Source organism: Rhodococcus sp. KBS0724, from assembly GCF_005938745.2.
In the GTDB taxonomy this organism is placed as follows: domain Bacteria; phylum Actinomycetota; class Actinomycetes; order Mycobacteriales; family Mycobacteriaceae; genus Rhodococcus_F.
This window is the reverse complement of record NZ_VCBX02000001.1, coordinates 6092967-6117547: the sequence shown is the minus strand read 5'-3', so window position 1 is coordinate 6117547 and position 24581 is coordinate 6092967. Positions and strand designations below refer to the sequence as shown.

General features: G+C 62.2%; 28 protein-coding genes. 11 read left to right on the top strand and 17 right to left on the bottom strand.

Features of this window, described 5'->3' with window-relative positions; translation table 11 throughout:
* Nucleotides 1–3: 3 nt before the first annotated feature.
* Nucleotides 4–1155, top strand: a complete 1152-nt coding sequence (locus tag FFI94_RS28195) for a S9 family peptidase (RefSeq protein WP_138870724.1) — start codon at nt 4–6, stop codon at nt 1153–1155.
* Nucleotides 1155–1796 carry a vancomycin high temperature exclusion protein gene (locus FFI94_RS28190; RefSeq protein WP_260684395.1) on the top strand — a complete coding sequence of 214 codons (642 nt, stop codon included), beginning with the start codon at nt 1155–1157 and terminating at the stop codon, nt 1794–1796. Before FFI94_RS28195 ends, FFI94_RS28190 begins: the two co-directional genes overlap by 1 nt.
* Nucleotides 1797–1831: 35 nt before the next feature.
* On the opposite strand, the gene FFI94_RS28185 is transcribed toward FFI94_RS28190, so the two are convergent.
* Both FFI94_RS28185 and FFI94_RS28180 read right to left on the bottom strand, forming a co-directional pair.
* Nucleotides 1832–2227 carry a VOC family protein gene (locus FFI94_RS28185; RefSeq protein ID WP_138870722.1) on the bottom strand — a complete coding sequence of 132 codons (396 nt, stop codon included), beginning with the start codon at nt 2225–2227 and terminating at the stop codon, nt 1832–1834.
* A complete protein-coding gene (locus FFI94_RS28180) occupies nt 2212–2496 on the bottom strand; it encodes a helix-turn-helix transcriptional regulator (RefSeq protein WP_138873465.1) in 285 nt (94 codons plus the stop codon). Before FFI94_RS28180 ends, FFI94_RS28185 begins: the two co-directional genes overlap by 16 nt.
* A 134-nt stretch (nt 2497–2630) precedes the next feature.
* On the opposite strand from FFI94_RS28180, the gene FFI94_RS28175 reads away from it, so the two are divergent.
* Together FFI94_RS28175 and FFI94_RS28170 are read left to right on the top strand one after the other, a co-directional pair.
* Entirely contained in the window at nt 2631–3029 is a 399-nt protein-coding gene (locus FFI94_RS28175) for a DUF2255 family protein (protein ID WP_260684394.1), read from the top strand.
* 31 nt (nt 3030–3060) lie between these two features.
* A complete protein-coding gene (locus FFI94_RS28170) occupies nt 3061–4077 on the top strand; it encodes a zinc-dependent alcohol dehydrogenase family protein (RefSeq protein ID WP_138870720.1) in 1017 nt (338 codons plus the stop codon).
* Between the two features lie 28 nt (nt 4078–4105).
* Here FFI94_RS28170 and FFI94_RS28165 read toward each other — a convergent pair whose 3' ends face one another.
* Complete coding sequence (locus FFI94_RS28165) at nt 4106–5296, bottom strand: AI-2E family transporter (protein ID WP_138870719.1); 1191 nt, start codon at nt 5294–5296, stop codon at nt 4106–4108.
* Between the two features lie 128 nt (nt 5297–5424).
* Nucleotides 5425–6057: a TetR family transcriptional regulator gene (locus tag FFI94_RS28160; protein ID WP_138870718.1), complete on the bottom strand. Its 633-nt coding sequence runs from the start codon at nt 6055–6057 to the stop codon at nt 5425–5427.
* Between the two features lie 188 nt (nt 6058–6245).
* On the opposite strand from FFI94_RS28160, the gene FFI94_RS28155 reads away from it, so the two are divergent.
* Both FFI94_RS28155 and FFI94_RS28150 read left to right on the top strand, forming a co-directional pair.
* Nucleotides 6246–7073: a mycofactocin-coupled SDR family oxidoreductase gene (locus FFI94_RS28155; RefSeq protein WP_138870717.1), complete on the top strand. Its 828-nt coding sequence runs from the start codon at nt 6246–6248 to the stop codon at nt 7071–7073.
* Between the two features lie 42 nt (nt 7074–7115).
* Complete coding sequence (locus FFI94_RS28150; protein ID WP_138870716.1) at nt 7116–7931, top strand: mycofactocin-coupled SDR family oxidoreductase; 816 nt, start codon at nt 7116–7118, stop codon at nt 7929–7931.
* A gap of 74 nt (nt 7932–8005) precedes the next feature.
* Here FFI94_RS28150 and FFI94_RS28145 read toward each other — a convergent pair whose 3' ends face one another.
* From FFI94_RS28145 to FFI94_RS28110, 8 genes are all read right to left on the bottom strand, one after another.
* Nucleotides 8006–8842 (bottom strand): methylamine utilization protein, encoded by an 837-nt coding sequence (locus tag FFI94_RS28145; RefSeq protein WP_138870715.1) that lies wholly within the window; start codon nt 8840–8842, stop codon nt 8006–8008.
* Nucleotides 8843–8904: 62 nt separating this feature from the next.
* Entirely contained in the window at nt 8905–9228 is a 324-nt protein-coding gene (locus FFI94_RS28140; protein WP_138870714.1) for a cupredoxin domain-containing protein, read from the bottom strand.
* The gene (locus FFI94_RS28135; protein WP_138870713.1) at nt 9228–9575 is read right to left on the bottom strand and encodes a plastocyanin/azurin family copper-binding protein; all 348 of its coding nucleotides are present in this window, start codon (nt 9573–9575) and stop codon (nt 9228–9230) included. The genes FFI94_RS28140 and FFI94_RS28135 overlap by 1 nt, the downstream gene beginning before the upstream one ends.
* A 28-nt stretch (nt 9576–9603) precedes the next feature.
* Entirely contained in the window at nt 9604–11193 is a 1590-nt protein-coding gene (locus FFI94_RS28130) for a multicopper oxidase family protein (protein ID WP_138870712.1), read from the bottom strand.
* A complete protein-coding gene (locus FFI94_RS28125; RefSeq protein WP_138870711.1) occupies nt 11190–12509 on the bottom strand; it encodes a hypothetical protein in 1320 nt (439 codons plus the stop codon). The genes FFI94_RS28130 and FFI94_RS28125 overlap by 4 nt, the downstream gene beginning before the upstream one ends.
* The gene (locus FFI94_RS28120; protein ID WP_138870710.1) at nt 12506–13177 is read right to left on the bottom strand and encodes a methylamine dehydrogenase light chain; all 672 of its coding nucleotides are present in this window, start codon (nt 13175–13177) and stop codon (nt 12506–12508) included. The genes FFI94_RS28125 and FFI94_RS28120 overlap by 4 nt, the downstream gene beginning before the upstream one ends.
* 76 nt (nt 13178–13253) lie before the next feature.
* On the bottom strand, nt 13254–13862 hold the full coding sequence (locus tag FFI94_RS28115; protein ID WP_045065315.1) for a redoxin domain-containing protein: 609 nt from the start codon (nt 13860–13862) through the stop codon (nt 13254–13256).
* Between the two features lie 43 nt (nt 13863–13905).
* Nucleotides 13906–14496: a MauE/DoxX family redox-associated membrane protein gene (locus FFI94_RS28110; protein ID WP_138870709.1), complete on the bottom strand. Its 591-nt coding sequence runs from the start codon at nt 14494–14496 to the stop codon at nt 13906–13908.
* A 330-nt stretch (nt 14497–14826) separates the two neighbouring features.
* Here FFI94_RS28110 and FFI94_RS28105 point away from each other — a divergent pair, with 330 nt between their 5' ends.
* Nucleotides 14827–16365: an APC family permease gene (locus FFI94_RS28105; protein ID WP_138870708.1), complete on the top strand. Its 1539-nt coding sequence runs from the start codon at nt 14827–14829 to the stop codon at nt 16363–16365.
* A complete protein-coding gene (locus FFI94_RS28100) occupies nt 16362–17147 on the top strand; it encodes an IclR family transcriptional regulator (RefSeq protein WP_138870707.1) in 786 nt (261 codons plus the stop codon). Before FFI94_RS28105 ends, FFI94_RS28100 begins: the two co-directional genes overlap by 4 nt.
* A 4-nt stretch (nt 17148–17151) precedes the next feature.
* Here FFI94_RS28100 and cobU read toward each other — a convergent pair whose 3' ends face one another.
* From cobU to FFI94_RS28080, 4 genes are read right to left on the bottom strand one after another with little or no spacing between them, the layout of a single operon-like run.
* Nucleotides 17152–18471, bottom strand: a complete 1320-nt coding sequence (gene cobU, locus FFI94_RS28095) for a bifunctional adenosylcobinamide kinase/adenosylcobinamide-phosphate guanylyltransferase (RefSeq protein ID WP_138870706.1) — start codon at nt 18469–18471, stop codon at nt 17152–17154.
* Nucleotides 18471–19259 (bottom strand): ABC transporter ATP-binding protein, encoded by a 789-nt coding sequence (locus FFI94_RS28090; protein ID WP_138870705.1) that lies wholly within the window; start codon nt 19257–19259, stop codon nt 18471–18473. Before FFI94_RS28090 ends, cobU begins: the two co-directional genes overlap by 1 nt.
* Nucleotides 19256–20290, bottom strand: a complete 1035-nt coding sequence (locus tag FFI94_RS28085) for an iron ABC transporter permease (RefSeq protein WP_138870704.1) — start codon at nt 20288–20290, stop codon at nt 19256–19258. Before FFI94_RS28085 ends, FFI94_RS28090 begins: the two co-directional genes overlap by 4 nt.
* Before the next feature lie 8 nt (nt 20291–20298).
* Nucleotides 20299–21261: an ABC transporter substrate-binding protein gene (locus FFI94_RS28080; RefSeq protein ID WP_138870703.1), complete on the bottom strand. Its 963-nt coding sequence runs from the start codon at nt 21259–21261 to the stop codon at nt 20299–20301.
* A 307-nt stretch (nt 21262–21568) separates the two neighbouring features.
* On the opposite strand from FFI94_RS28080, the gene FFI94_RS28075 reads away from it, so the two are divergent.
* From FFI94_RS28075 to FFI94_RS28065, 3 genes are read left to right on the top strand one after another with little or no spacing between them, the layout of a single operon-like run.
* On the top strand, nt 21569–21985 hold the full coding sequence (locus tag FFI94_RS28075) for a GntR family transcriptional regulator (RefSeq protein ID WP_138870702.1): 417 nt from the start codon (nt 21569–21571) through the stop codon (nt 21983–21985).
* On the top strand, nt 21982–22851 hold the full coding sequence (locus FFI94_RS28070) for an ATP-binding cassette domain-containing protein (RefSeq protein WP_138870701.1): 870 nt from the start codon (nt 21982–21984) through the stop codon (nt 22849–22851). Before FFI94_RS28075 ends, FFI94_RS28070 begins: the two co-directional genes overlap by 4 nt.
* Nucleotides 22848–23921: an ABC transporter permease gene (locus tag FFI94_RS28065; RefSeq protein WP_138870700.1), complete on the top strand. Its 1074-nt coding sequence runs from the start codon at nt 22848–22850 to the stop codon at nt 23919–23921. Before FFI94_RS28070 ends, FFI94_RS28065 begins: the two co-directional genes overlap by 4 nt.
* Before the next feature lie 3 nt (nt 23922–23924).
* On the opposite strand, the gene FFI94_RS28060 is transcribed toward FFI94_RS28065, so the two are convergent.
* A complete protein-coding gene (locus FFI94_RS28060) occupies nt 23925–24560 on the bottom strand; it encodes a DUF4232 domain-containing protein (RefSeq protein ID WP_138870699.1) in 636 nt (211 codons plus the stop codon).
* Between the last annotated feature and the right edge of the window lie 21 nt (nt 24561–24581).

Here is a 24581-nt window from a genome sequence, read left to right as displayed (position 1 = left end):
GACGTGAATTTCCAGTCGAAGTCGATTATTGCGGCGCTGTGTGCTGCGGCGATTAGTTCGGTGGCCTTGGCGCCTATGGCGTCGGCGGAGGCGCCCGGCGTCTCGGTTGCAACCGGAACTGTTGTCTCGAGCGAACCGCTACCGCGGGATCTCTGGATTCCGGGGACGGCCGACGCTACTCGATTCACGTACTGGACCATCGGTTCCGACGGAAGCCCTGCCCTCAGTAGCGGCGCGTACTACGTACCGGCCGGGCCTGCCCCCGAAGGCGGCTGGCCCGTCATCGCGTGGGCGCACGGAACCACCGGCCTCGACGACTCCTGTGCGCCCTCCCTGGTGGGGCCAGGACTCCCGGAACGTGATTACCCATATCTGGGTCGCTGGCTTGCCGAAGGCTACGCCGTGGTCGCAACCGATTACGTCGGACTGGGAACTCCGGGACTCATGCCGTACCTCGACGGAAAAGTGGAGGCGCACAGCGTCGTCGACTCTGTGAAAGCTGCTCGCGCCCTCGATTCTTCGATCTCGAATCGCTGGGCAGTGGTCGGGCAGTCGCAAGGCGGCGGCGCGGCAATCACGACCGCGCGATACGCAACCGAATACGGTGGGGATTCCCTCGACTACCGCGGTGGTGTGGGGACGGGTGTACCGGCCAACATAGAACTGGTCTTCCTGCCGGCCGGCCCCGGATTTCCGCCCGTCGCACTCGGTGGAGGCTTGACGTCGTACGCCCTCTACATTCTGGCGGGTCTGCGCGAAGCGCACCCGGAAATCGACGTGAACTCGTACCTGACTCCGCTGGGGCGCGAGCAGGTCGATCTGGCCGAAAAGCTATGCGCCGCAGACTTGGAAGAAGCATCGAAGAAGCTGGTGCTTGGTGACGTGTTGTCGCGTCCGCTCAACGAAATACCGAACTTCTACGGTCTCCTGAACGACTACATGGGTGTACCGACCAGCGGTTACGACCGGCCTATCTTCATCGGCCAAGGCTTGCTGGACGTGGATGTTCCTGCCCCGTCGGCACTTTCGCTTGTCGCGGCACTGGTCGCGAATGGTGAACCCGTGACCTTCAAGACCTACAACACCGACCACAGTGGCGCGTTGATCGAATCGCAGGCCGACACAATTCCGTTTGTCGCGAACCTCTTCCGCTAGTGAAGCGATGGATTGCGGGTCTCGTTGCACTCGGCGTAGTTGCCTATGTGGGGTCCGTCCTCTGGATATCCGTCGCCGCGTCGGGGCACACCTCCGACGTCGCGGATGCGCCCGAGGCTCCGGTGGTGATCGTTCTGGGTGCTCAGATCAAGGACGGCAAGCCGATGGCGTTCCTGAAAGGGCGCCTCGACGCGGCCGTCCAACTGGTCGAGGACGGCAAGGCGAGCGCAGTGTTGGTGTCGGGGGATGCCAGTGGGGCTTCGGGTGACGAGATCGCCGCGATGACAAATTACCTGGTGGAGCAGGGGATCGATAAGCGTCGTATCGTCGGGGATCCGTACGGCCTGGACACGTATGACACCTGCTCTAGGGCAATACATACGTATGGTGTGTCGAAGGCGTTGATCGTCACCCAGGGCTACCACGTGCCCCGCGCGGTCGCGTTGTGCCGTGACGCCGGGATCGATGCGGACGGGGTGAACAGTGATTGTGGGTGCTCCACACCGACGTTGATCAAAAATGCTGCCCGAGAATGGATTCTCGCCAAGCCCAAAGCGGCAATCGACATGCTGTCCGGTCGCGATGCGAAGGTCACGAGCCCGCCGGAGGATTCGGTCAAATCTGCTGTGCGCCTTTATTAACCGCGGGCGGTTAATAAAGGCGCACAGCAAGAGCGTCACTGAGCAGGCTTCTCCGCGATGATCTGGATGAGGTTGCCGCATGTGTCGTCGAAAACGGCCACGACGGCAGTGCCGATATCTGTCGGCGGCTGCGTGAACACCACACCCTTCTCGGTGAGACGTGCATGCTCGGCTTCGACGTCCTCGACGGCGAACTGAGCGAGTGGGATGCCCTCCTCGGCAAGTGCATCGCGATACGGTTTCACCGCCGGGTGCTTTGCGGGTTCGAGTAGGAGTTGCGGGCCGTCGGGAGCCTCCGGTGAGATGACCGTGAGCCACGAGTCTTCGCCCAGCGGGATGTCGTGATGCTTCGTGAAACCGAGCACGTCGGTGTAGAAGGCGAGTGCTGCTCGCTGATCGTCGACGAAGAGGCTTGTCAGTTTGATTTGCATTGTGTTCCTGTCTCGACAGGCCATCGCCGGGTGATTTCGGCAAGTGGCTCGGGATTGAAGTAGTGGAATTTGGAACGTCCGCGCCGCTCCGTCACGACTAGTCCAGCCGACTCGAGTACGCCGAGGTGCTGAGAGATGGCCTGACGCGTGAAGCCAAGACCGTGCCGCATCGTGAGCAGTGAACAGATCTCGAACAGGGTCTGGCCGTCATGTGCCGCGAGTTCGTCGAGGATGATGCGCCTCGTCTCGTCGTCGAGAGCACGGTAGATGGTGACCACGGCACCACTATAGGCAAGCGTAGGCTTGCGTATCAAGGGGGTGTTGAGTGCCCAAGGGAGCACTGGCATTACCGGTAATCTCCGGCCCTCGCGCTCCGGGCGGATCTGGGGTTGGCTGAAGGAACATGTCGTCGACGCAAGGGGTGCATGCCATGGCGGGCTGGAGCGAAGATCAGGTAGCGGCGATCACGAACCCTCAGGAGGTGCAGGTCGTGACCGCGCGGGCGGACGGTTCGCTGAGAAAGCCGACAATAATCTGGATCGTCGGCGACGGTGATCGGATCTTCATCCGATCCACCAACGGCCGGCCGGCAGCCTGGTTCACGAGTGCGATCACGACAGGAACCGGGCAGATCATCTCCGATGGCACGGTGTACGACGTGAAATTCGTCGAAGCCGGCGACGCAGACCTTCCGACGGTCGACAGTGCCTACCGGACGAAGTACCGCCAGTACCCGAGCATCGTCGACCACCTGATCGAAAGTGGTCCGCGTTCAGCCACTCTCGAAGTCTTCCCCGCCTGATACGCGACGAGCAGCAGCGAAGGAGTTTTTCATGCGAGGCACAATCATCTACGGTCCCCATGACATCCGATTCGAGGATCGCCCAGACCCGGTGATCGTCGAGCCCACCGATGCGATAGTTCGCACCGTGGCTGCGTGCGTGTGCGGTTCGGACCTGTGGCGATACCGCGGTATCGCGGAAGTCGCCAAGCCGACGCCCATCGGTCACGAATACGTCGGCATCGTCGAAGCGGTGGGAAGTGACGTCACCACCGTGAAGCCTGGACAATTTGTGGTGGGCGGATTTTTGACCAGTGACAACACGTGCGCGCTCTGCAAGGTCGGCGCCCACGCGAACTGCCTCCACGGCACCGGATACGACGGCTGTCAAGCAGAACTGATCCGCGTCCAGAACGCCGACGGGACACTCGTCGCCACACCCGAACTGCCGGACGAGGCGATGATCCCGAACATTCTGGCGCTCTCCGACGTCATGTGTACCGGCTGGCATGCGGCGATCAGCGCAGGCGTCAAGCCCGGAAGCACGGTCGTGGTTGTGGGTGACGGCGCGGTAGGCCTGTCCGGTGTTCTTGCGGCAGCAGAGTTGGGTGCGGAGCGGATCATTGCAATGAGCCGTCATGAGGATCGGCAGCGTCTCGCACTGGAATTCGGTGCCACGGAGATCGTTGCGGAGCGCGGCGACGTAGGCGTCGAGCGGGTCAAGGAACTCACCTCCGGAATCGGAGCCGATTCGGTGTTCGAGTGCGTCGGTACTCACGATTCCGTCGAGCAGGCCCTGCGGTCCGCGCGCCCCGGCGGCATGGTTGGCTGGGTCGGTGTTCCGCATGTCGCGGATCTTCCTCAGCGGCACATGTTTTGGAAGAACGTCGGCTTGCGCGGTGGACCGGCACCGGTGCGGGCCTACCTCGACCATCTCCTCGACCGTGTCTGGAACGGGCAGATCCAGCCGGGCAAAGTCTTCGATCTGACGCTTCCGCTCGACCAGGTCGCCGAGGCGTATGCAGCGATGGACGAGCGACGCTCCATCAAGGCCATGCTCATTCCGTGAGATCTCGGGTTCGACTGCGCTCCAGCTGTTATCGACGGTCCAGCTGCGGGAAGAGTATTTCGCGCGCGAGAAGCAGGATCGCGGCGGCAATCGGGATGGCGAGTAGTGCACCGACAATTCCGAGCAGTGCCCCACCGAGCAGGACTGCGACGACCGTGACGAGGGGTGGTACCTGGACGGTTCGGCCGATGATGCGTGGCACGAGCAGGTAGTCCTCGATAAGTCGGAGCGCGATGAAGAAGACGACTGTAGCGAGTGAAATAGGTAGTGACACAGTCAAAGCCACCAAGGCGACGACGATACCGGCAAGTGTCGATCCGATAATCGGAATCAGGTCCAGTACTGCGACCAATACCGCGAGCAGTAGTGGGTATGGCACCCCGAATGCGATCAGCCAGATGAAGGTGAGGACGGCGGTGATGAGCGAGATCAGGAGGTTACCCAGCACGTATCCGCCGACTTTGGCAAAAATTTCGTCGCCGATCAGAATTGTCCGCGGGCGGCGGGAGTGGGGTGCAAGTCGGTAGAGCGAGGCGCGGATCCGGGGGAAGTTGGCGAGGAAATAGGCGGTGAGGACGAATACGATGACGGCACCGCTGATCGCGCTGAACACGACCTTGCCTGCACCGACGATCCCACCGAGGACGCTCGGAACATTCTCGCCGCCGATTGTCTCTTGGAGCTTGTCCTGAAGGTGGAATCGACTGTTGAGTTGGTCGATGGTGGGGTAGCGCTGTTGGAGGTGGTGCAGATAATCCGGGGCGTTGTCGACGAGTGCGGTGCCTTGGGTGACGAGTGGCGGGATCGCGGCCGCGAGAAATCCGGCGAGCAAGCCGAAGGCGACGAGGAAGACAGCGGTCACGGCCGCCCAGCGGGGAATTCGGCGGTGGACCAACCAGGACACCGCGGGTTCGAGGCCGACCGCGAGGAAGGCGGCGATGACGATGAGGATGAGAACTCCTCTGGCGGCGATCAGCAACTCGATTCCGCCGTAGGTCACCGCGACACCCGCTGCCGCGGTCAAGCCAATTATGAACGGGGACTTGCGGTTGAATCGGGGGCCGGGCTCACCAAGCGGGTGTGCGGGCGAGCTGATCCGTGCTGCGTCCTGTTCGGCGGCGATGATGGGCTGGCCCTCGGCTTCGGTGTGGGGTTGACCGACTGCGTCGTCGTGGGCAGGTTCCGCCTCTCCGAACGTGGGGTTTTCGGGTTCAGGCATCGGAACCTCCAGCATGTCGAGGTGCGCCCGGCGGAATGGCCATCCGTTTTGCTGCGCAGTCCGTAAGGGATTACCTCAGCTGGTGGTAACCCAAGCCGGTAGTTTCGATGACAGTTTCCGTATGCCTTTCACCCCCGCAGATCGGAGCGATCGTCGGCGAGCATCTCGGTATCGGCGGGCAGGGGTGGGAGCAGTAGGAGTAGCGACTGCTCGAGGTGGTCGGCGAGGTGGGTGTCGGCGTGCGTGACCCAGTACTCGTGTGCCGATTGTGTGGCGGCGAGTACTGCGTGTCCCACCGCAATTGCGAAGAATCCGTCAGTGGTACGAGTGCTCACGAATTCGGTGGCAGCGGCTCGCCACCTGGTGTGACGTTGCGAGGCCTGTGCTTGCACGGCGGGTTCCGTCAGGACCAGTTGGGCCCGGTGTCTGGCCCATTCGATCTGGTCGTCGGGGAAGGCCATTGCCGTGACCACGGCGCGCACCATAACGGCTTCGTACGGTTCGGTCGCTGCGCTGTCGGCGAGCGCTTGTCGCAGTCGACTGATCTCGGCATCCGATTCGACCCACAGGACATCGGCTTTGGTCGGGAAGTACCGGAAGAAGGTTCGAGTGCTGATACCCGCTTCTTGCGCGATGTCTTCGACATTGGTTCGGTCGAAGCCGCGCTCGACGAACAGTCGCTGGGCGACGGCGGCGAGGTGGTGCGCAGTTGTCGCTGCGGGCCGTCCTCCGCGGTCGATTCGGTTATCGGTACTGATCACGCGGTCCATCGTTCCAGGTTGGTTCGGGCGCGGCTTCGGACATCGGCAGGTTGCCCGTAACGATCGGATATCGCGTCGGTGGGAGTTTTCTCGAAAACGGCATGTTTTGTCATTGAGTGACATAACCTGCGTGGTACGAGGCGGTGCCGCACAAGGTCGGCGCTGCAGGTGCCGAAAGGTTTTCTTTCATGGGGCAATTCGATGGTCAGGTTGCATTCGTCACCGGTGCTGCCCGGGGCCAGGGACGCAGCCATGCATTACGGCTCGCACAAGAAGGTGCCGACATCATCGCGATCGACGTCTGTCGTCAGGTCGACACCGTGCCGTACCCGACCGCCACTGCGGACGACCTCGCCGAGACCGAGCGGGAGGTCAAAGCCCTCGGTCGGCGTATTGTCGCCCGCGAAGTCGACGTGCGGGATCTCGACGGTCTCAAAGCAGCAGTCGATGCTGGTATCGACGAGCTCGGTCGGCTCGATATCGTGCTCGCCAATGCCGGTATCTCGGTGCCGGCTCCGACGCTCGAGATGTCCGAGGAGACCTGGTCGACGATGATCGACGTCAATCTCACCGGAGTGTGGAAGACCTGCGTTGCTTCCGTACCGCACATCATCGCGGGTGGTCGCGGCGGTTCTGTCGTGATCACGAGCTCACTCGCGGCTCTGAAAGCAAACGCGAATACCGCACACTACTCGGCAGCCAAGGCGGGTCTGGTCGGCTTCATGAAGGTGCTCGCCAAAGAACTTGCGCCGCAGAATATCCGAGTGAACACGATACATCCGACAACCGTCGCCACCGACATGATCCTCAACGACGCCACATACCAACTCTTCCGGCCGGACCTCACCCAGCCGACACGGGCCGACTTCGAGGAAGCCGCCTTGACGCTCAATACTCTGCCGGTGCCAGCGCTCGAATCGTCCGACATCACTGAAGCCGTGCTCTACCTTGCCGGAGACAGCGGACGCTATGTCACGGGAACCACGCACACCGTCGACGCGGGTGGTCAGCTCTAACCGACGGCACGGGTTCACAACACTGGAAAGGAAAGATTAATCATGACAGGTCGTGTCGAAGGCAAGGTGGCCCTCGTTACCGGAGCCGCTCGAGGTCAGGGCCGCGCGCATGCGCTGCGACTCGCCGAGGAGGGCGCCGACATTATCGCTGTCGACATCGCCGGGCCCATACCCGGCCTTCAGTACCCCCATGCGACCGTCGACGACCTCGCTGAGACTGTCCGTCTGGTCGAGAAGACCGGGCGCAGCATCGAATCGGCGGCTGTCGATATCCGCGACGCGCCGGCGCTCGGCGCTGCCATTGACCGGGGTGTCGACCGTTTCGGGCATCTCGACATCGTTGTCGGTAATGCCGGCGTCTGTTACATCGCGCCATGGGATCAGGTCACTTCTGAGATCTGGGAGGAGACCATCAGCACGAACCTCACCGGTACATGGAATACGATTCGTCTTGCGGCTCCTCACCTTATTGCGAACGGTGGCGGGTCGATCATTCTGACCAGTTCGGTTGCGGGACTGAAAGGGCTGCCGTTTCTGCTGCCCTATGTGGCCAGTAAGCATGCATTGACCGGCATGACCGAAGCCCTTGCGCATGAGTTGGCCCAGCACAAGATTCGTGTCAACAGTCTTCACCCCGGCGGCGTGGAAACCGCGATGGGAGATGCGAGTGCGCAGGCACACTTCGGTCCGGCGATCGAGGGCAATCCTTCGGTCGGTGGCATGCTCATCACGTCGACGCAGGATTCCCTGACGCAGCCGGCAGATCAGGCCAATGCGGTGCTGTTCCTGGCCTCCGACGAGGCTTCCTTCGTCACGGCCCAGCACCTCGCGGTCGATGCGGGTGCATCGACCTACTGAATACGAACGGAACTACGCACAGTAGTGTGGCCGGTAAGCAAATGCTCACCGGCCACACTACTTTCGACGGAAACTCAGATCAACGCGAAGGCAGCAAACGCTCCCAGTGCGATCAGCGCAGCGCCCGTGATGCTCTGCACTCGACGGTCCACGACGCACATGATCGAGAGGAAACCGGGCATCGAGCCACCGCGCTTGGTGTGCACGATTGCCGCGAGGCTCGGCATGCAGCGGCCGAGGGAAACGACGGTGAACAGTGCAGCGCCGAGAGCCGGTGAACCCGAGGCGATGACGCCGAGCGCCAAGAGATAGTACGCACTCGAGCGGATGAAGATCAGGAATCCGGGCCCGATGATCGCACCGAAGATCAGTGAGACCTTCCACGGCGCCATGGTGCGGCGCAGATGGCGCGGAAGCTGTTGGCGCCGCATCGGAGTCGGCATCGTGAGAACACCCAGCTCGTGCAGACCATATGCGAGTGCCACAACGGCCCAGGCGCCCAACGCCCAGCCGATCGGGATGTAACCCGACACCGCCGCGCTGAGAGCGCCGATCAGGGCGCCGGTGACGGCTCCCGTAGTGACGGAACCCAGGGCGTGCCAACCGAGTCGGCGTACCGGAGTCGAAGATCCCTTGCGGTCAGGTTGCTTCGGTGCGGCAACAACTCCGGCAACCGACATTCCGCACGTCGACCAGTTGGCAGCCAGTGAGGTAACCAGTCCGGCTCCGACAACCGCAGTGGTCAAAGCTGTTGTAGCAGAAGGTGCCGCCACGAGCGCGATGCCGGCACCCGCTGCTGCACCTGCCGCGATCAAGCCGGCGCGAGTAGCGGTGCCGACCGAGCCGTGAAGGGTCGGCCGAATGTCAGGGACATCGGTCTGGAGTGGGCCGTGAGAGAGAACGGTAGTCATCAGATCCTCCGAATTGTATGTAGTTCACGAAAAGTGATGGGTCAGAAGTCGCAACCCAAAAGTCACAACACTGTGATGACTCCGATCATGTACGGGTGCACGGAGCACGAGTACTCGTAGACACCGGCGTTCTCGAACGTGTGCCGGAAGGTACCGTCTCCGGTGATGCCGCTGTCGAACAGTCCGGGTGATTCCACGTGATGCAGAAGTCCGCCGTCGTCGAAACGCCACTCGACGGTGCCGCCGTGCTCGACGGTGACGTCCATCGGGCTGAACTGAACATTGCTGATCTCGACCACGACGTCGGGGGCGGGATCTTCTGTGCCGCAAGCAGGAACGCACGTTGCTGCGACGGCAAGGCCGAAGCCGGCGATCCACCTCCTCACTATTGAACGATCACGGTGCCGACCATCATCGGATGGGGCGTGCAGTGGTAGGTGAAGGTACCGGCGTCGTCGAACGTGAACGAGAAGGTTCCCTCGGTAAGTAACTCGCTCTTCAGTTTCCCTTCGAGTTCACCGTTGCCGACTACGTCGTGGGGGAGTCCGCTGTCGTCGAACTTCCACTCGACGGTCTGGCCCTTCTCGATAGTGACCGATGCCGGTGTGTAAGCCATGTTCTTCACCTCGATCACGACGGCAGGTTCGTCCGACGTCGAACTGTCGCTGCTGCTGCAGGCGGTGAGACTCAAAGCCGCACAGGCGGCGAGGAAAGCGGGAACGAGCTTCTTCATGAGAGTTCCTCTCGATTCTTCGTACTTGTCAGCGGACGTAACGCAGATTTGCCGTCATTCCGGCTTCGAAGTGGTAGGCATTGTGGCAGTGGAACATCCACTCGCCGGGGTTGTCGGCGTCGAACTCGATGGCGAGTTCGCTCCCGGGTAGTACGTTGACGGTGTCACGACGAAGTCCGCCGTAATCCGGTACGGCAAAGGTATGGCCGTGAGTGTGCATGGGATGCCACATCGTGGACGTGTTCTTCATCGTGATCCGAACGCGTTCACCCTGTTTCATCACGAGCTTGCCCGCATCGGCTCCGGCCATACCCCACACGTAACGATCTCCGGCTTGAATCAGTTCGATGTGATAGTCGCGGTCGGGTGACTTCGTCTCGAGGCGTGCGGATTCCGCGGGGCGGAGCGCGCTTTCGAGAACGAGTCGGCCATCTAGTTCCGAGATCGAACCACCCACGTCGGGATTCGAGAGCGTCAAGGCGTCGGCGCTGCGCAGGACCGTCGACGCGTATCCGTCGCGGCCCTCGACCTTTGCCACCACCGGCCACGTTCCCGACTTCACTGTCACGAGTACGTCGTAGCGCTGAGCCATTCCGACGATGATGGCGTCGGCAGGAGTCGGTTCCACGTCGTAACCGTCGGTGGCGACAATTGTCATTTCGTGACCGGCGACGGCAAATCGGTACGGAGTCTCGGCTGCCGCGTTGATGATTCGCAGTCGCAGGGTCGAACCAGGGGCCGCGGTCACCACAGCTGGATCGTTGGGCGGTCGCCCGTTGATCAAGTGCAATGGATACGCGATGTGCTGGGTCATGCCGCCGAGCACGTCGGAAGAACCGTGGCCGGCGCTCACCAACTGCTGTGCGACGGCCAGGTCGCCCTCGGTGTGCTCGACGGGTGTTGATGCGGCCCCGCCATGTCCGGCATGACCGCCGGCAATGGCCGGATTGAGTGCCATCAGTATGGAATCGGGCGTGGTGCCCAATCCGTCGACCCAGTCGTCGAGTACCAGAACGGCGTCGGCGTCGGCCCCGCTGGAGTCGTTCGGGTCTTCGACGATCATGGCCCCGAAGAGTCCACGATCGGCCTGTAGTCCGCTGTGCGAGTGGTACCAGTACGTTCCCGGATCCGGGGCGACGAAGTTGTAGTCGAAAGTCGAGTTCGCCGCGATGGGAGCTTGCGTGGTGGGTGCCGCGCCGTCCATGTCGTTGCGAATTCGAATTCCGTGCCAGTGCAGGGTGGTTTCGGCATCGAGACTGTTCTGGACGGAGACATTCACCCGGTCACCGGACTTCAGGCGAAGTTCCGGAGCCACCGCAGCGCCCCCGTACGTCCACGTGTTCACAAGGCGGCCACCGAGATCAACCGTCGAGAATCCGGCAGCCAGGGCAAATGCAGCGGTGGTTCCGTTCCAGGCTCGTGCCGACTCTGCAGCAGCAACTTCGGGGGCAGTGGGCAGAATGTAGTCGAGATCGGCAGTGGACGTCGGAGTTGCTGCAGTGGAACTGCATCCGGCGATCGTCCCCACTGCACCGAGTCCGAGTGCACCCGCGCCGAGCGCTCCCAAACTCAGGAAACGACGCCGGCCCATCACCACTCCGGATCCGGGACGACTCATCGGAGCACTTCTGGTGTGATCAACCCACTGACATCACCGACATTGCCCGAGATGTCCACGGAGCTGATCTGCTCACCGGTAGTTGCGTTGTAGCCCACGATCTTTTGCGGAGCGGAACCGTCGACCTCTGGTCCGGTGCCGAGTACGTAGAACGTGGCGCCGTCGACAGAGAAGGCTGTACTTCCGATATCGGTGAGACCGAGATCTGCGAGCGAGAGGCTCTTGATCGGGGCGAAGGTCGCCGCGTCGAAGAGATCGATCTTGACAATCGATCCACCGCGCGCGGAGTCCGGATGAATTGCGCTGTCGGTGTACTCGATTGCCAGACGTGTGGCGTCGGCGTTGATGACGTTCTCGGAGAAGCGGCCGGAATCCTGACCCGCGTTTCCGATGGGCTTGACGGCTTCCTTGGGCAGTCCGTTCGAGAAGTCGAAGACGAAGACGTCACCGTTTTCACTGACCAGCAACGCTTTCTGCGCGTCGGCAGCCCACGTGACCTTGCGAGCCGAGACGAAATCGTCGGGCAGCACCTTGGATCGGGCAGTCTCGGTGGGGACTCCGTCGTCGCTGATCGTGACTTGAAGGAGCTCACGGGTGTCCTCACACACGCTGTAGAGTTCGTGCCCGACCATCCAGGTGAACGGCCCACATCCGACGATCTGAAGAGCTCCGGTTGCTTCCTGCTTGTCCAAGTCGACAACGCGGATGCCGTACAGCCCGTCGTCCCAGGTGACAAAGAACTTGCCGTCGGAAGTCACGGCGTTGGAGCCGGGGCGGGAATGCACACGTGCGACGTCCGGGAGCATGACCTCGGCGGGCTCGAGCAGGTTGCCGGAGTAGGTGCTGACCGTGAAATCTGCTGCGCCGCGCGAACCTCGTGGACGCCACACCTCGGCGGCGATCACTGCCGGATCGTCGTCGGAGTCGCCGACAAATCCGTGGATGACGGGATCCCAGATGCCGGGTCCGACGGTGATGCGGCTCTCGGCCACACCGGTTTTCGGATCGATGACGTTGACGCTGAGTTCGAGTGCCCCGAAGCCGCCTTCGACGCCGAGGAGTCGGTCAGCGGCAATCGGAGTGATCGAGCCGACGTGCAGGGGTTCGGGAATGGTGTCCCCGATTTCCTGATCGTCGTGTCCGAGCGAAATGCCCTCGCCCGGGGCCGTGAACGGAACGGTGGGATAAGTGACATCACCTGCGCTGGAGGGTTCGTCGTTGTCGGACGAACTGCAACCGGCCAGCGCGAGCACAACGGTGAGGGGGAGTATCGCGACGGCAGGCCGGGCGAGTTTTCGGGTACGTGAGGTGCTCATGATCCGGCACCGACCTTGGGGCGTGCTGCCGGACGGGTCTGGCAGTCCTCACCGATGATGGGAGCCATGGTGCAGGTGTACGCCTGAGATTCGTCGGAGACGCACCAGATGATTTCCTGGTCGTAGCTGCCGGAAACCGGGTTGTACATCACTGCCTGCATATCCGGCTCGCCGCAGAAGGCGTTGGAACACGAAGGCGCACCGCAGCAGTCGTAGTAGGCGATCAGGTAGGTCTTTCCGGTATCGGGATTGGTGCAGCATCCAACCCAGAATTCGGCGCCGGGCTTACTGCCGGGCGCACACGTGGTGACACCGCCGCCGTTGCAAGCAGCGCAGGATGTGCCGTCCATGTTGCACCATCGCCAGTATTCACACTCGGCCGGATCCTTGCCGTCGTACACGGGGACAAGCGGTTCCGGGCCGGGCACCGGATCGGTAGGGGCGGCTTCTTGGGCAAACGCGGTGCGCGTGACCGGCAGAGTGCTGATCAGCGCAACGCCGGAAACACCCATGGTCCACTTACCGATTCGACTGATCATCGACCGCCGCGAGACGCGCTCGGAGAGCTTGCGACCGGTGCGACTGGTCAGGGAACCGCCTTGACCCGCCATCCATTCGGCCTGCGCTTGAACGGTTGCCTCGTCCACCGGATATCGGTTCTCTGTCATGTTGTGCTGTGGAAACGCATTGTCGTCCAACGATTTTCTCCTGATTCGTGAAAGGAACGAGCAGAATTGAGGGTGATCAGGCCGCACTGCCCGACTTAGCCTGCGCATGAAGGTGCTGGAGTGAGGGGGTGCCGGACTCTAGTGCGTTGAGCAGGCTCTCGACCTGGGCCATGTGGTTGCACAGGCCCTTTCCGCGAATCTTGCCGTGCTCGTCGAGAATCACGCCGTACGGAGTGGTACCCACTTGGTAGGCGATGCCGACGTCACGAGCGTCGATGTAGCTGAGCTCGGAACCGATCCCGCTGCCGGCCAGAAACTCTCGGTGCTCTTCCGGGGTTCCGTCGGAGATGATGACAACGTCGAGGTCGGATTCGGCTCTGGCCATGGCCCGCACGCCGGGAAGCAGGCTCTTGCAGGTCGAGCAACTCGGTGCCGTGAACAGCAGGAGCTGCGCCTTGTCGCGATGACCACCAACTCCGACGGTCCGCCCTTCCTGGTCGATCAAACCGGCAAACGACGGTCCCACCTGTTCGACCTTGGGGCCGGTATCCATCATTCGGGCACCGAGGGGGCCGAGACGTACCTGCACACGGCCGATTTCACGGGCGAGTGCGAGAACCATCAGGAACAGTACGGCCACGGCGATCACGAGAATCACGGTTGCTACGAGCAGAAAAGTAGTCATCGTAGAAGTCCTGCCTTTGCGCAGTCGGTGAATAGGGAGAAGGTCAAACGCCGTACCGAGACGTGGCGCCGGCGGCACGCAGTCGGACGGAGGCACTCGAGAGGTAGTCGTCGACCGGGCGCTTGCCGAAATGAACGACGGATCGGATCTGCGCGACGGCGACGCCCGCCAAAACCAGGAGGAGTGCGAGCGCGGCGGCCGTTGCCTGCACGCCCGCGCTCGCGGAGCTGCCGAGCACCACGATTACAAGTGACGCAGCGGCAAGGATTCCGGCACGTACCGCGTGGAACCATCCGATGCGCGGAATCTCGCCGATGCCGAATGCGAAGCATCCACAATCGAGGTCGCGTCGACCCCGCGCAAGGTTGACGACGAGGCCGACAAAGAACGACGCGAACATGAGTGTGGCAACGCCGGCCGCCCACTGCCGGGCAATGCCCGTCACGAGAAGTGCGCCCGCCACGGTCTCGGCGATGGGAAGTACCCGGGCCACCGGTCCTTCCAGTCCGTTCGGAAGGACCTTGTATCCACGTACGGAACGCAGAACACCGTCGTAGTCCGTCAGCTTGGGGATGCCGGCGAGCAGTAGGACAAACCCGATGATCGCCGATACGGCAGCGATGGTGAAGTCCATGATTCCTCCCTTTCAGGTCGGCAAGCGCTGGTGTGTGGGACACATCCTGCATCGGTGATGCGGCGAACATGCTTCGGAACCGATACGTCCGTGGGATTGGCAACTGGGAATGCGCAACGTGGGTGAGAATCGATATCTGTGCAGGTCAATCGGTTTCTTCGGCGCGGGACCGGCTTGGTGTAGCGCTGTGGAGGTACCCGGCGGAGTTGTCTCGGGCGCATGCATTCCCACTTGAATCGCGACTGCGCGCCACGGTGGAAACTGCGCGGAAACATATGCGGACTAACTTGACCGAAATCGGTGAATCGGATAACGGACGGACGGTGAGACATGGCCGTGACGGAGGCGTTGCGCGCGGCACTCGCGCGAGCACAGAGTGCGGATCAAGGCAGCGATCCGGTGTATTCGCCGTTGCGCGGTCTGGGGCGACGGCGGCTGACGCCGATCGATCTTCTCGGCCAATCGTTGTCTACCATTGCCCCGGCTACGGGAATGGTGTTCATCGCGCTGTGGATGATCACGTACAGCCCCGGGTACGCAGGTTTGGCTGCTATCGCCGCGACGACGTCGGCGGTCTTTCTGGTGGCACTCTGCATCACGCACTTCACCCGCAGGCTGGCGGCTTCCGGTTCGCTCTACAGTTTCGTTTTCCAAGGTACCGGAACACGAAGCGCGCTTTTGGTAGGAGCCGCGTTGGTCCTTGGATATCTCGGTATCTCGATATCGGTGTTCGCCCAAGCGGTTCCCAGTCTGTTGGACACGATTTCGCTCATCGGTACAAATGTCGGTGGTCCGTTCGCGACGGCAGTCGTGACCGTTGTGATTGCCCTCGCGGTTGCCTGGATAGCAGTGCGAGGTGTTCGGTTTGCCACCCGGGCGATTCTCGTGATCGAAAGCTGTTCTCTGATCTTGATCATCGCGGTGATGCTGGCAACCCGCACCGACACGACCACAACTGTGTCGTTGCCGAATCCGTCCTTGAGTGTGGTTCCGTTTCTGGCGATGCTGACTGTTCTGAGCATGGCCGGATTCGAGAGTGCAGCCTTCTTCGGGCCCGAGGCCAAGCGCCCGTTGATCACCGTCACACGCACAGTGCTGATTTCGCCGATCATCTGCGGGTCACTGTTCGTTTTCGCCGCGTGGGCGGCAATGACGGGGCACGGCGCAACCATCGTCGGCGCGTACTTCCAAGGGACGGCATCCGGTGCCAGCGCGGGGGTGGTGCTGGCAGTGAAGATCGGTATGACGTGCTCGTGGCTGGCGTGCACTCTCGGTTGCGCACAAGCGGGTTCGAGGCTGTTGTACTCCATGGGCATCGAACGGGTGCTGCCGTCGTCGCTCGCTCGGATGCACCGTCGTTTCCGAACCCCCTACATTGCGGTCCTCACGTTTGTCTCGGTCAGCACAGTTGGTGTTCTTCTGTTTTCCGATGCGGTGAGAGATGATTCGGGCTCTTTCGACGGAGTGGTGGAAATTGCCCTCGTCTGCGCGTACACGTTGGTGGCCTTCGCGTCCTGGAAGTTCTTGCACCGTATCGGCGAGCACACATCGGTGACCCGGCTGTGCACGCTGTCGGTCAGCGTCGCCGGGGCCGGGTTACTCGTGTACATCATTCTCGACGGTGTCGTCCACGGAATCTGGGCGTTGCCGTGTGCCGCTGGAGCGCTCGCAGTGTCCGGAGTGATCTGGAGTGCAATTCTCCGACGTGTGCGTCCTGAGAGTCTCACGGCGGTGGGGGCTTTCGACAGCCTCGAAACAGCGGACCTCCTGCCAGGGGCGGGCACACTTCTCATCGGCGACGACGGCCGACGCCGTCTGGTCCCGGATCGTTCTGCTACAGATGGTGACCTACCGGAGTGGGGCGAGTGAGCGCCGACCGCGCCACCACCGGTACCAGACCCGGCAAACGGACCAGCGAAGAATCGCACTTCAGTGGGCAGCAGCCCAAAGCGGTTCAAAAGGCACTCGGGATGCTCGAGGCAGTTGCGCATCTGGGACCGGGAACAACCGCGAAGGAGATCGCGACCTTCGCCGGGGTTCCCTCGGCCACTGCATATCGCATGCTGAATCTGTTGGTGGCAGAAGGATTCCTCGTCCGGGTGCCGGATCTATCCGGCTTTGCATTGGGTCGTCGTACGGCTGAGTTATCGCATGCTGCAACAACGAGTGGCCCGGCGCCGTCACTCCACGAACAAGTCGAAGACATGCGTACCCACACGAGATACGGACTGCATGTTGCGTCGTTCAACGCCGGGCGACTCCGATTCATCGACAAGGACCCCGATCACGAGATAATCGGGATAACGACTCTCTCGAAGAACATCCATGCAAATGCGTTGGGCAAACTCCTGCTGGCGTACGACGAGCGGCTTTTTGTCGATCTGGAGCTACGTCGACTCACCGAGTTCACGATCGGTGATCGTGACAAGCTGGCGGAGCAGTTGCGTTCGGTTCGATTGCAGGGGTTTGCATTCGAGAATCAGGAATCTCGGCTCGGGCGGTCGGCGCTGGCGGTGCCTATTCGCGATCGTGCCGACCTGGTGGCCGGCGGACTGTGTATCCAGGGTTCCTGTGAGCGTGTCACTGTGGAAGACCGAGAGTTGGTGGGCTTTCTGCTCGATTGCGCTCGGCGTCTCACCGGACTGATCTGAGGCGTCAGCGTAGACGGGTGGGTAATCCAGCGGTCATCAGGACAACCGACTCGGACGCATCGGCGATGCGGGCATTGAGCATACCGAGCAGGTCGCGAAAGAGCCGGCCGGACTTGGTTTCCGGAACAACTCCACTGCCGACTTCATTGGTGACCGCGACGATCGGGACAGGGCAGGACTTCCAGGCTGCCACCAACTGATCGATGTCTTCGCGAACCGCGGCGGTGTTGCCGTCCATCCAGACATCGCGGAAATTCATCCGTGCGGTCAGCCACGTGCCCAGACAGTCCAGCAGTACGGGTTCGGTTGCACTGTTCAGTATTTCGACTACATCGACCGTTTCGAGTGTTGTCCAGGTTGCCGGCCGCCGCGCGCGATGTGACGCGACCCGTTCCGTCCAGTCGGGATCGTCGTCGTCCGGATCTCCGGTGGCGATGTATGTGACGTGCCGGTACCCGGACAGTAGTGCTTCGGCGTAGGTGGACTTGCCCGACCGGGCGCCACCGGTAACCAGAGTGCGGCCAGGCGCCGGCGAGCCGATGTGCAGCGCTGCGCCGTCGAGAACTGTTCGTGCACCGGACTGGTGGAGTTCTGCGGACAGTTCGTGTTCGAGCGGGTTGTGGTGACCGAGGTGGACGGCCACGATGTCGGTTCGGTCTGTGACTGCGCCGACCTCACGCAGGGCGGCGACTGTCCGGGCGAAGCTGGGCAGATCGTGGTGCCCGGTGTCGTGATCGGTCTTGAACCCGAAGGTTTCTTCGAGGAAGAGGGCGTCGAACGAGGCGTTCGCGAGCTCGGCGATTGTTGACGGTGCGAGGGGGCCGGTATCGGTGGCCCAGAAGATGCGGGTACCGGCTTGGTCGGTGATGTCGTAGAGCAGGGTCGGAACTTCGTGTGTCGCTTCGAGAGTGCGAACGTCATACGTACCCAGCGTGATCGATTGGCCGGCGGCAAGCGGAGTGAAGGTGACCGGGTCGTGTGGCCCCACCCAGTCGCGGCAGAGATCAAGGGCGTCGGGTGGCCCGAGGATCTGCAGTGGTTCGGTGCGGCCGGCCCAGGACCGGAAGAGCAGCGCCATCGGACCGAGATGATCGGGATGCGAGTGAGTGAGCAGGATATGTTCGACTGCGGCGAGAGTGCGGCCGGATCGGGAAGCGGCGCGCGGCACTTCCGGACCGCAGTCGAGCAGGATTCGATTGTCCAGCAAGGCCGCTGTGTGACCTCGGACGGTGCCGCTTGCGAGCGCGGCGGTGCAGGATGTGCACTCGCAGAAGGGGTTGGGCCAACCGTCGGCGGCGCCGGTGCCCAGCATGAGTAGTTCCATCAGCGGTCGTCCTTCTCGCGGATCGGAACCACGACGGGTCCGCTCGGTCGATCGAGAACCTCGACGCGGGCGCCGTAGATCTCGCCGAGGAGATCGGACCGGAGAACGTCGACCGGTGGTCCGTCTGCCACCACGCGACCTCGATCGAGCAATACGATGCGCGATCCGTACTGGCCCGCGAGAGTGAGATCGTGCATCGCGGCAATCACGGTGATGTTGTCCGACAACCGCATTGTCTCCACCAGGTCGAGGACCTGCTGCTGGTGTCCGATGTCGAGGGCGCTGGTCGGCTCGTCGAGGAGCAGGACCTTCGGCTCCTGCGCGAGCGCGCGGGCCAGAACCACTCGCTGCAATTCGCCGCCGGACAGTTCGGTTGCCCGCCGATCGGCAAACTCCGTGAGGTCCAGGCGCTGAATGACGTTGTTGATCACCAGCCGATCGGCGGCGGTCTCCGTGCCGAAGCGTCGTAGATACGGAGTTCGACCGAGCGCAACGAGTTCGGTGACCGTTGCACCCTCCGGAACCACGGGCCGTTGTGGCATCAACGCGACAACTTGAGACATGGCTTTACGACCGGCATCTCGAGGGTTACGGCCGGAGACGGTGAGTTGGCCGGCAGACGGAATCAATCCGGCGAGTGCGTGCATCAGCGTCGTTTTTCCGGCGCCGTTCGGCCCCACGACGGCAACCCATTCACCTACTGCAACGTCGAGACCGATTCCGTCGACAACGTTGTTGCCACCCAGAACAACCCGAAGGTCGTGGCAGTGAACGGCAAACTCGGTCATGACGACACTCGGCTGCGGCGCAGGACAAGCAGGAAGAACGGAGCGCCGATCATGGCCGTCACCACGCCGATCGGAAGTTCGGCGGGGGACATCAATGATCGGGCGGCAACGTCGGTGAGGACGAGGAATGCAGCACCCAGCATCAGCGACAGCGGGAGAAGCAGGCGGTGTGAAGGTCCTGCCACCAGTCGAACGGCATGGGGAACAACAATTCCCACAAAGCCGATGAGACCGCTGGCGCTGACCACCGCTGCAGTTCCGAGTGTTGCCGCAAGGACCAGGACGAGCCGAGATCGGGCGGGATCCACGCCGAGGCTGGCCGCCTCGACGTCGCCGACAGCCATGACGTCGAGCACCCGTCGGTGAATCAGGATGACTGCCGAGGCGACAATCACGTACGGCAGTACAACAAGAACTTCCGACCATCCGTCCGTCGACAGACCGCCGAGCAACCACGAATAGACCTCGCGCAGTGAATCGTCGAACCGTTGCTGCACAAAAGTTTGGGCGGCGTTGGTGAAGGCGGCCACCGCAACGCCGGCCAGAATGATGACGACCGCGTTCTGGGCGCCGCCGATACTGCGGCCCAGAGCATAGGTGATGAACACGGCCAGAACGCCGCCGACAAAGGCGGCCATGGGGATTCCGAACATCCCCAGGGCGCCGCCGGAGACGATGGCCAATGTTGCACCCAGCCCGGCACCACTGGAAACGCCCAGAAGGTAGGGATCTGCCAACGGGTTTCGGAACACCCCTTGATACGCGGCACCCGCGACGGCCAGCATCGCTCCCACCAGCGCTCCCAGGACAACGCGGGGAAGTCGGATCTGCCAGAGGATTGCCTGCTGTTGAACGGTCAGTCCGGAATCGATGTCGACGCCCGGAATCCCGTCGAGCAGTTCGAGAATGACACGATCAGGGGTAAGGCCCGCCGGTCCCACCAGAATGCCGATCAACAGTGCCGCACACAGAATGAGTGCGGCACCGACCAGCGCGGTGGTTCGATGGTTCGCGAGACCGGCTTTGGGCATCAGAGAACTCAGGCCGTCGGAACCTGCGCCACAATCGCGGCGACAGCCTTCACCTGGTCGGTGACGCGCGGTCCCCATCGACTGGACAAGTCTTCGTCGAGAACATGGATCTGGTTGCCGGTCACTGCCGTCATTCCATTCCAACCGGGCCGCGCCGCAACAGCTTCCGCGGTGACACCGCAGCACTGCGAGTCCGCCAGGAAGATCAGATCAGGGTTGGCCTGAACCACGAACTCCGCCGACAGTTGCGGGTAATCGCCCTGAGCGGCCGCGTCGGCGATGCTCTTCATGCCGAACAGGCCGTAGATCTGGCCGATGAAACTTGTGCTCGTCACCGTGTAGAGCGACGAATCGAGTTCGTGGAAGTAGGTGAGGGGCTGCTGGCGGGCCGGAACACTTGCCACTGCTGCGTCGATTTCGGTGCGCATGTCACTGACCACCTCGGCGCCTTGGTCCTCGTGGCCGGTTGCGGTCGCGACGCGCTCGATCTGTGCGTAGACGTCGTCGATGCTCGTTGCCGCCGGCAGCAAAAGCGTCGGTACCTTTGCCTTCTGAAGCCCGGACACAAGATCGTTCATGTCGTCTGACGCGATAACCAGATCGGGTGCGTAGCCGAGGATGGCTTCGACGTTGGGGGAGAAGCCGGACAGATCGGTGACCGGGATACCGGCCGGGTAGTCGGACTGGTTGTCGACTGCCTTGACCTGATCGCCCGCACCGACGGCCCAGAGCGTCTCGGTGGCGCTGGGGCTGAGCGAGACGATCGACGTCGGTCGCGACTCGATTGTGATGTCGGTGCTGGAGCCGGTGGGACCGGATTCCACCGTCACGGGGAATACGCCGTCGGAGACCGCCGATGCGGTGGGGGCGTCGGAGGTGGTGGAACTGCTGCAGGCTCCGGCCAGCAGCGCCGTACTCACCGCCAGCGCCGCAAAGATCGATCGGAACGTGCGTGTCGGCCGAATACTCACAGCCACCCCTCCATCAGTGCGGAGAAAGTCGACATGCGGCACGGCCGGAGGGCTGGGCTGCACGAGCGTCCTTCGTCCGAGGACCATCGTGTCGCCACGAGACTGGGTGACCTGACTCGTTCATCCGCGGGTACGCGGACGACTTCACAGTTGCGTCGACAGTGCCGGGCTCTCACCGGACTTCACAAGCAGCGTGGCACCCCGGAAATCCGGGGCATCTGCACTTTACAGGGGCGGTCTCTCTTGACTCGAGCGGCAAAGGCACGGTAAACATCTATTCCACTAATGAACTAGTGAAAGGGTTCGGATGATCGACTTCCGTATCGACCGCCGATCCGGCATACCCACCTACGTGCAATTGGTCGTGCAGGTGAAGCAGGCACTGCGGCTCGGCGACCTACAGGTCGGTGACCGTCTGCCTACCGCCAAGGATGTTGTGGGCGCTCTTGCCATCAACCCCAACACTGTTCTGAAGGCCTACAAGGAACTCGAGCGAGACGGTCTTGTCGCGCCGCGGCCGGGGTTGGGGACGTTCGTGATCAAGTCGCTCGCGAAGCCGGGCATGGTGGAGAACTCCGCTCTGCGGGCAGAGCTTTCTCGGTGGGTGCGTGACGCGGTGGCCGCTGGTCTCGAGCGCACCGATATCGAGGCACTTGTCGACATGGAACTCGAGCGTGAGTTCATCGAATCTGATTTGTTCGAGATTGAGGGGGAGACATCGTGACCGAGCAAGAATCAGTGCTCACCATGGCAGACGTGGACAAGCGCTTCGGGCGCAAGAAGGTGCTCGACGCATGCACCTTCGAAGTCGAGGCCGGGAGCATCACCGCCCTGGTCGGCGTCAACGGTGCAGGCAAGTCCACACTCATGTCCCTGGCGGTGGGATTGACGACGCCGGATCATGGTGCGATTTCCGTGCTTGGCGCCACTCCGAGTCGCGACGGCATCAGTCCGGGCCTGGCCTATCTGGCGCAGCACAAGCCGCTGTATCCGAAATTCACTGTTGCGGAACTACTTCGGTTTGGCGCCTACACCAACGACAATTGGGATGCGAAGTACGCGCTCGGCCTCGTGGAACGTGCCGACATTTCACTCGACGCGAAGGCCAAGACGCTCTCTCCCGGTCAACGAACCAGGGTGGCACTGGCTTTGGCGCTCGGACGCAGACCGAGGCTCTTGCTTCTCGACGAACCGCTGGCAGATCTGGACCCGATCGCACGGCGAGCAGTGGCTTCATCGCTCCTCGAAGATGTCGCCGAATACGGAACCACGGTATTGCTGTCCTCGCACATCATTTCCGAACTGGCCGACGTCTCGGACAGGTTACTTCTTCTCGGCAACGGAAATGCTCGACTCTCCGGATCGTTGGATGAATTGGTCTCTGCCCATTACGTATTGGTTGGAGACGGCGATCCGTCGGACGTGGTGGGTGTCGGCACTGTTGTCCATACAGATAAAGGACTCCGCCGGAATTCACACCTCGTCGAGGGGCGTCGGCCGAAGGAACGACCGGGCTGGACGCTCGACGATGCAACTCTGGACGATTTGGTGCTCGGGCATTTGAGCGCGGAAGCGAAGGTGCCGGCATGATCTGGGTAACCTGGCGTCATCATCGGACGTCGCTTGTAGTCTCCTTGGGAATCATTGCAGCGCTGTCTCTTGCAGCACTAGTCAGTGGGATTGTGGTCAAACGCGATCCTTATGCTGACGCTTTCGGGTCAATGGGATGTTTCGGTGCTGACGTCGGTGCCGTCTGTCTGGCCGCAACGACGCTCACTGCAGTGACAATTATCGCGACGATGCTGCCGGTGCTTCTAGGGGCGCTGGTTGGCGTGACGGTCTTTTCTCGCGACATCGAGCAACGCACGCATGTTCTGGGGTTAACCCAATCCGTAAGCCGGGTGCGCTGGTTCTGGAGCAGAGTCCTGGTGGTTTTTGTACCGGTGACTGCTGCTGCGACGTTGCTCGGCTTTGTGCTCGAGTGGACCCGAATACCAGGCGAAGGTCGTAATTACGCAATGGTGGTCGGCCGTTCGATGTCCCCCTACTACTCGAACCTGTCCTATCCGATCTTCCAGTCCAGTGGATTGGCCTTGGGTGCTTACACATTCATGGCGTTGGTGCTCGGGGCGGCTCTTGCCTTGCTGGTGCGGAGTTCGATCGGTGCAATGGCGCTGACGATTGCCGGCGCAGTCACCGTTCTGGCGCTGTTTCAATTTGTCGCCAGGCCCCACTATGCGCCGTTGAGTGTCGACGTAACTCCCATCAATGGGTCAGTTACCTACACGGCTACGGAGGGTGGTTCTTTTCCCGGAGTGAGTTGGGACATCGACGAGGGATACGTCGATATTCGCGGCAATTTCGTGGACGTTCGCTACGACGAGTGCACGTGGGGTGGATCGGGCGACGAGAACCCGTACGACCAGCTTCCCGAGGAGACAGGTGCCGAGTACTCGCTCCGGATAGATGAACTAGAGGCGCAGCGGGACCGGGAGATGGAGGTCTGCCTGCAAGGACAGGGCGTCGACCACCGTGAGATCCGCTACCATTCGGCCGATCAGTTCCGGCGTTTCCAGTTGACGGAAGCAGCTCTGGCACTGGTTCTTTCAGGAATCTTCATGATCCCGGCGCTCTGGGGACTGCGACGCCTCAAGCCGTAACCATCAGCTGGTGACCGGTGCGACGGCCAGCTGATTGATATTCGCGCCGGTCATCGAGCAACCTTTGGTGGGGTAGGGGAGGAACACCGCATCGTAGGAGTTGGGCGGATACACCCGTAGTCCCGCGACGTCGGTGACACCGCACTGGTCGGCCGGATAGTTCTCGACGTTGGTGGCGCGAACCAAGGCGGTTCCGGTGGAACCCGGTGCGAGGGAGACCGCAGATCCGGATCCCGTGCGCGTTGCCGCTGCGCCCACTTCATTGCCGTCCGCGCCGGTTACGTAGGAAACGCCGGGGAACCCGTCGAGGGTGCAGGTTCGTGTGCTGGTGTTGGTGAAGACCACCGGTAGTTCGGTGGAACCGGCGGCGCCGCTTGCCTGTCCAAGGGTCACGCTCAGTTCTGCGACCGTGCAGTTCTCGGGACTGACCTGCGTGCTTGATGCAGCCGAATGGGTTGCGTGTGTTGTTGTTGCCGGACTCGGGCCGGGCGCTGCGGACGTGGGCTGCGCTGAGGTAGTGGTGGAAACGGTAGTGCTCGTGGCCGTGTCCGAACTGTCGGATCCGCAACCGCTGACGAGGGCAATTGCCATCAGCGGTGCCGCGAGGACGACGATCCGACGTATTACTGTGGGATTCATGGTTCGTTCCTCCGGCCAGCC